Raw genomic sequence first — 6,299 nt, 5'->3', positions numbered from 1 at the left:
TTTAATACCTCTAAAATTTTCTCGTAATTTGCTCTAAAGCTGTTCATCTATTTAAATGTTTGAAATTCAATTAAATATACGATTCTCTTAATCAATGAACAGCTTTTTTATAATGCACAACAGGTTCAAAGAGTAAAATTCAATCGTTTTCGCGAATTGTTAAATAAATAAAAATACTATGCACGCATAGTATTTTTTGAAAAAAAAGACGTAATTTTGTAACATAATAAAACGAATAAAAATAGAATTTATGAAAATATTGGTATGTATTAGTCATGTGCCTGATACCACTTCAAAAATTAATTTTACAGATAATGATACAACGTTTGATACAAATGGAGTACAATTTGTAATTAATCCTTATGATGAGTTTAGCTTAACAAGAGCTATGTGGTTTAAGGAAAAGCAGGGAGCATCAGTAACTGTTGTAAATGTAGGTAATGCTACAACAGAAACAACTTTACGTAAAGCTTTGGCAATAGGAGCAGATGATGCAATTCGTGTAAATACAGAAGCAACAGATGGTTTTTTTGTTGCTAAACAATTAGCAGAAGTTGTAAAAAACGGAGGTTACGATTTAGTTTTAGCAGGAAGAGAATCTATAGATTATAATGGAGGCATGGTTCCTGGAATGTTAGCTTCTTTAACAGATTTTAATTTTGTTAATGGTTGTGTAAGTTTAGAAATTGATGGAGAAAGTGTTACTGCAGCAAGAGAAATTGATGGTGGAAGCGAAACTTTAAGCGCTACATTACCAATAGTAATTGCAGGACAAAAAGGAATTGTAGAAGAATCAGATTTACGTATACCAAACATGAGAGGAATCATGATGGCACGTAAAAAACCTTTAAGTGTAGTTGAGCCTGTAGCAGTAGAAAATACTACAACAATTCAATCATTTGAAAAGCCGGCACCAAAGGGAGCTGTTAAATTAGTAGATGCAGATAATGTAGATGAGTTAATTAGCTTGTTACATAATGAAGCAAAAGTGATTTAAATTTCTATTGAAATTTAAATCAATCCGAACTTGATTCGGAATCTAAAAAATAATTAAGAATTCATTTTTTGAAAACAAAAAGTTTTTCAAAAAATCTAAATCTAAAAAATATGTCAGTTTTAGTTTTTGCCGATTCTTCGGAAGGAAAATTTAAAAAAAGTGCTTTTGAAGTCGTTTCTTACGGTAAAAAAGTAGCAGAACAGTTAGGTAGCAATGTTGTTGTTTTAACCATAAATACAAGTGATGCTTCAGAATTATATACATACGGAGCAGAAAAAGTAATTAATGTATCTAATGATGCTTTAAATATTTTTAATGCAAAAAGTTACGCATCAGTTTTAAGCCAAGCAGCAACTGCACAAAATGCAGATGTTGTAATTATAGATTCTAGTATAGATGGTTTATATCTTGCACCAATAGTTGCAGTAAGCTTAGAGGCAGGTTATGCTTCTAACGTTGTAGATGCACCTTCAAGTACAAGCCCTTTTACAGTAAAAAGAAAAGCTTTTTCTAACAAAGCATTTTCAAATACTGTAATTTCTACAACAAAAAAAGTAATTGGAGTTGCTAAAAATTCTTTTGGAGTTCACGAAAATCCAGTTGCAGGAACATCAGAAGGTTTTGATGCAACAATTACAGACTCTGGAGTAAAATCAGAAAAAGTAGAAAAAGTAACTGGTAAAATTACAATTGCAGATGCAGATATTGTTGTTTCTGCAGGTAGAGGTTTAAAAGGACCAGAAAACTGGGGAATGATTGAAGAACTTGCAGAAGTTTTAGGAGCTGCAACCGCTTGTTCAAAACCAGTTTCAGATTTAGGATGGAGACCTCATGGAGAACATGTTGGGCAAACCGGTAAACCAGTTGCATCTAATTTATATATTGCAATCGGAATTTCTGGAGCAATTCAGCATTTAGCAGGAATTAACGCCTCTAAAGTAAAAGTTGTTATTAATACAGACCCAGAAGCACCTTTCTTTAAAGCTGCCGATTATGGTATTGTTGGTGATGCATTTGAAGTAGTTCCAAAGCTTATCGAAAAACTAAAAGCATTTAAAGCTTCGTAGTTTTTTGGGCGTGCCCAAATTATTTGGAGTAATCACAAAATTAGAAACCTATCAAGATTAAATTTTGATAGGTTTTTTTAAATCAATACTTAAAATTAATTTCAAATAATTTCGTCAGGCTTTTCGCACTCGCTTTTTCTTTGGCAAAAAGAACCAAAAGAAAAGAGCTCAAACAAATGCTTCAATCCTTCACGCAGGCTTTCGTTTATGTAAAATAGTAAATTCAGAAAAAATAACCAATTTCACTATATAATTTTTAGTAAATTGTGCCCACTAAAAAGTTGTTAGAAATTTAATAAAAAACTTTTTTGTAATATGCAGAAAGATATATGAGTTTAATAAAACTAACCATCAAAGGTATTTCTTACAGCCAAACACAAACAGGAGCTTATGCATTAGTATTAAGTGAAATGGATGGTTCAAGAACACTCCCAATTATTATTGGCGCGTTTGAGGCACAATCTATAGCGATCGCTTTAGAAAAAGAAATAAAACCGCCAAGACCACTTACACACGATTTATTTAAAACATTTTCAGACCGTTTTTCAATTAATATAAAAGAAGTAATTATCCATAAATTGGTAGACGGAGTTTTCTTTTCTAGTTTAATTTGCGAAAGAGACGGAATAGAAGAAACGATTGATACTAGAACTTCAGACGCAATTGCTATTGCAGTTCGTTTTCAAGCACCTATCTATACGTATGAAAATATTTTAGACAAAGCAGGTGTGTATCTTAAATTAGAAGATGAACTCTCACTAGATGCAACATTGTCATCAGAAGAAGATTTAGAATTAGAGGAAATTCAACCTCAAGTAACATCTAGTTTTTCAAGTTCGTCTTTACAAGAATTAAACAATCAATTAGGTACTGCAGTTTCTGATGAAAATTATGAACTAGCAGCCAAAATTAGAGACGAAATTAGCAAGCGCTCTTAATAAACTTACATTATGAAAAAAATATTTTTTATTGCTTTTTGCTTTATTTCTGTCGCTATTTTTTCACAAGATTTAGAACAAAACTGGAACTTCTCATCTATAGAGAAATCAGATGGAACTCCTGTTTTTGAATTAACTGAAAACGATACTTTTTCTTTAGAAGACGGTAAGTTTAAATATGCTCTTTCTTCAGAAAAAAAAGAAGCTTCAGGGAATTATATTCGTCAGAATAATTTAATAATTTTTAACTTTAAACAACCAAAAGACACTGTTAGATATTTTAATATTGTTTCTTTTGATGATGCTAGTTTGGTTTTGTCAGAAAACGATGTTATTTATAAACTTTCATCACCAGAATATGCTAAAATTATTACACCAATAGAGGAAGTAAAAATAATTGTAGAAGAGAAAGTAACAGAAACAAATGTATCATCAGACAAAATTTTGCCAAGTCAAGGTTTTTCTGGAGGAAGTTTATGGCGTGGAGTTTTAGGAATGTTTTCTTTATTAGTCATCGCATTTTTATTTAGCGCAAACAGAAAGGGAATCGACTGGAAAACTGTAGGTTTAGGTATTGCATTTCAATTAATTATAGCAATAGGAGTTTTAAAAGTACCATTTGTACAAAAAGCATTCGAATTAGTAGGAAGCTTATTTATAGAAATCTTAAATTTCACAAGAGCAGGAAGCGAATTCTTGTTTAGTGGTTTGGTTGGAGATATGGATTCATTTGGTTTCATATTTGCATTTCAAGTATTACCAACAATTATTTTCTTTTCAGCATTAACATCTTTATTATTCTATTTAGGAGTTATTCAATTTTTAGTAAAAGCGTTGGCGATTTTGTTATCAAAAATTTTAAAAATATCTGGAGCAGAAAGTTTATCTGTTGCAGGAAACATTTTTTTAGGACAAACAGAAGCACCACTTTTAATTAAAGCATATTTAGAAAAGATGAACAAATCTGAAATGCTTTTAGTAATGATTGGTGGTATGGCAACTGTTGCAGGAGCTGTGTTAGCGGCTTATATTGGTTTTCTTGGTGGAGATGATGAAGCATTAAGATTAATCTATGCAAAGCATTTATTGGCAGCTTCCGTTATGGCGGCGCCAGGAGCAATAGTTATTTCAAAAATTTTATATCCACAAACGGAAAAAGTAAATACAGATGTAAAAGTTTCATCAGAAAAAATAGGTTCTAATATTTTAGATGCTATTGCAAATGGAACAACAGAAGGGCTTCAGTTAGCAATGAATGTTGCCGCTATGTTATTAGTATTTATTGCATTTATAGCAATGTTAAATGGAGGATTAGATTTAGTTGGAAGACTAACTAACTTAAATGAGATTATTGCAGCAAATACAGCATATAGTAATCTTTCTTTAGAATTTCTTTTAGGATATCTTTTTGCTCCTTTAATGTGGTTAATTGGTGTTGCAAAAGAAGATATGGCTTTAATGGGGCAATTATTAGGAATTAAATTAGCAGCAAGTGAATTTGTAGGTTATATACAGTTAACAGAATTGAAAAATGTAGCAAACGCAACACATTTAACCTTTAATAAGTCTATAATTATGGCAACTTATATGTTATGTGGTTTTGCAAATTTTGCATCTATAGGAATACAAATTGGAGGAATTGGTTCTTTAGCACCAGGGCAAAGAAAAACATTGTCAGAATTTGGGATAAAAGCCTTAATTGGTGGTACAATTGCTTCTTTAATGTCAGCTACAATTGCAGGTATGATTATTGGATAGTGGCGAATTGCCACAGATAATTTAAAAATGTTATCTTCAAATCGTTAATAACTTTTAAATATTATACAAAAAGCTTTGGTGAAAATTACTGAAGCTTTTTTTATTTTTACATCAGTTTATTTATAATTTCTAAATGAATATATAGCCTAATGAAACAATATCACGATTTAGTAAAACACGTTTTAGAAAACGGAAACGAAAAAGGAGATAGAACAGGAACAGGAACAAAAAGTGTTTTTGGGCATCAAATGCGTTTTGACTTAAGTGAAGGTTTTCCAATGGTAACTACAAAAAAACTACATTTAAAATCAATTATTTATGAATTATTATGGTTTATAAAAGGCGATACTAATATTAATTACTTACAAGAAAACGGAGTTAAAATTTGGAATTCTTGGGCTGATGAAAAAGGCGATTTAGGCCCGGTTTATGGTCATCAATGGCGTAATTGGAATAGCGATGAAGTAGATCAGTTAAAAGAAGTTATTTCAACTTTAAAAAGTAATCCTAATTCTAGAAGAATGTTAGTTTCTGCTTGGAATCCATCAGTTTTACCAGATACTTCAGTTTCTTTTTCAGAAAATGTAGCAAATGGAAAAGCTGCTTTGCCGCCTTGCCATGCTTTTTTTCAGTTTTATGTTTCTGACGGAAAATTATCATGTCAGTTATATCAAAGAAGTGCAGATATCTTTTTAGGAGTTCCTTTTAATATTGCTTCTTATGCATTATTTACAATGATGATTGCACAAGTTTGTGGTTATGAAGCTGGCGAATTTATTCACACTTTTGGAGATGCACATATTTATAACAACCATGTAGAACAATTAGAATTACAATTGTCTAGAGATGTTAGAGCGCTTCCAAAAATGAAAATGAATCCGAATATTAAAGATATTGAAGATTTTACTTTTGAAGATTTTGAATTAGTAGATTACAATCCACATCCACATATAAAAGGAAAGGTTGCAGTTTAATAAAATAGAAGAATAAAAAAAAGAGCTTTCAAATTATTGAAAGCTCTTTTTTCCTTTTCATAGCATTTATATTAAAACACTATTTTCTGCACCAGCATAATCATTCCAAGCAAAAGAATCTGCTTCTACTTCGTTCGTATAAGACCCATCAACTAAATATTTAAATTCATAAGAATTATTAGATTCTAAATCTACAGTTCCTTTAAAAGAGCCGTTTTTTAATTTTTTTAATGGAGTTGCTTCAGCATTCCATTCATTAAAACTAGCAACTACTGCTACAGTATTTGCGTTTTCAGCAGGTACTGTAAAAGTTACTTTACAAACTGGTTTACTTTTTAATTTTTTTTTTGCGATTGCTATAATTATATAATTTAAATTTCTTTGTTGTTTCAAACTTTTGGTAAAAATATATAAGACTTGTAACATAAAAAATATTCTTTAAACCCGTTGTGCATTTAAATAATACTAATTTTTAAGTTGTTAATATTTCTATCAAAAGTAAACTTATTAATGAATTGAATAATTGTTAATGAGGTTAATTTTGAGAGTATTCTAGTCTTAAAAC

The 6,299-nt window shown here is 30.4% G+C and carries 6 protein-coding genes and 1 pseudogene; 5 read left to right on the top strand and 2 right to left on the bottom strand.

What is annotated here, in order from left to right; translation table 11 throughout:
- Positions 1 to 250: 250 nt before the first annotated feature.
- From V3V28_RS10985 to V3V28_RS10965, 5 genes are all read left to right on the top strand, one after another.
- Positions 251 to 997: an electron transfer flavoprotein subunit beta/FixA family protein gene (locus V3V28_RS10985; RefSeq protein WP_331365061.1), complete on the top strand. Its 747-nt coding sequence runs from the start codon at positions 251 to 253 to the stop codon at positions 995 to 997.
- Positions 998 to 1,107: 110 nt separating this feature from the next.
- Positions 1,108 to 2,064 (top strand): electron transfer flavoprotein subunit alpha/FixB family protein, encoded by a 957-nt coding sequence (locus tag V3V28_RS10980; RefSeq protein ID WP_331365060.1) that lies wholly within the window; start codon positions 1,108 to 1,110, stop codon positions 2,062 to 2,064.
- A 329-nt stretch (positions 2,065 to 2,393) separates the two neighbouring features.
- Positions 2,394 to 3,002, top strand: a complete 609-nt coding sequence (locus V3V28_RS10975; RefSeq protein WP_331365059.1) for a bifunctional nuclease family protein — start codon at positions 2,394 to 2,396, stop codon at positions 3,000 to 3,002.
- Positions 3,003 to 3,014: 12 nt separating this feature from the next.
- On the top strand, positions 3,015 to 4,760 hold the full coding sequence (locus V3V28_RS10970) for a NupC/NupG family nucleoside CNT transporter (RefSeq protein ID WP_331365058.1): 1,746 nt from the start codon (positions 3,015 to 3,017) through the stop codon (positions 4,758 to 4,760).
- Between the two features lie 149 nt (positions 4,761 to 4,909).
- Entirely contained in the window at positions 4,910 to 5,734 is an 825-nt protein-coding gene (locus V3V28_RS10965) for a thymidylate synthase (protein ID WP_331365057.1), read from the top strand.
- A 66-nt stretch (positions 5,735 to 5,800) separates the two neighbouring features.
- On the opposite strand, the gene V3V28_RS10960 is transcribed toward V3V28_RS10965, so the two are convergent.
- On the bottom strand, positions 5,801 to 6,094 hold the full coding sequence (locus V3V28_RS10960) for an isoamylase early set domain-containing protein (RefSeq protein ID WP_331365062.1): 294 nt from the start codon (positions 6,092 to 6,094) through the stop codon (positions 5,801 to 5,803).
- Between the two features lie 95 nt (positions 6,095 to 6,189).
- Positions 6,190 to 6,299 (bottom strand): annotated as a pseudogene (locus V3V28_RS10955) (IS982 family transposase); the annotation flags it as partial.

The sequence above is a fragment of the Polaribacter sp. genome (assembly GCF_036480315.1).
GTDB lineage: Bacteria > Bacteroidota > Bacteroidia > Flavobacteriales > Flavobacteriaceae > Polaribacter.
Note: the sequence above shows the minus strand (reverse complement) of the source record. Positions and strands in the feature narration are given on the sequence as shown.